This is a genomic window from Phormidium sp. CCY1219, from assembly GCF_055795085.1.
On the sequence record NZ_JAYFEQ010000664.1, the window covers coordinates 1 to 582 of the forward strand.

1 protein-coding gene is annotated in these 582 nt (G+C 49.5%); it reads left to right on the forward strand.

Going from position 1 to position 582, the window contains the following annotated elements; genetic code table 11:
* Positions 1 to 63: 63 nt before the first annotated feature.
* Positions 64 to 582 (forward strand): HlyD family secretion protein (locus tag AC0QH1_RS19495; RefSeq protein ID WP_324632949.1); only part of this gene is annotated, 519 nt, incomplete at its 3' end.

A 582-nucleotide genomic window follows, 5' to 3' on the forward strand; every position in this document is an offset into this window, starting at 1 on the left:
GCGATCGCATTGATGCGAGGCGATCGCATTGATTAGAATTAAAAAAAAGATTACTAACCTGTTATGAAAACTTTAATTTTAGCCATCCTTTTAATTTTTGGTTTGGCCATGCCGACCAGTTCGCAATCAAGCATGGTGCGCCCAATGGAATCGGCAGCGACTATTACCAGCGAGGAAAACAGCGGCGGGGAAATTAGGATGAGACGGCATAGGGTAAATTTAACTGTTTCTTCGCTTGATGATGTGAAGATTCGCGAGGGTGACCGGGTAAATGCGGGCGACCTTTTGAGCGATCGCACTGAGCAGAGACTTGCGCTCGAAGCTCAGAAAGAGGCGCTAAATATGGCAATCGAACAGGCACGGCAACCACTGCCGCCATTGGCACCGCTACCGGAACCGGATTTTTCCCGCGAAAAAATTGCGATCGCGCAAGCTCGCGCTGATATTGAAGCCTTGGATCGCATGAGGCTTCCGGCGGTGAGATTTAAGCCGGTGGCTTTGCAGGAAGTAGCGGATTTTTCCGCAATTCAAGCGGCGGCTGATTTGCGGGAAAAAAAGATTCAAGCTGCGATCGATTTGCAG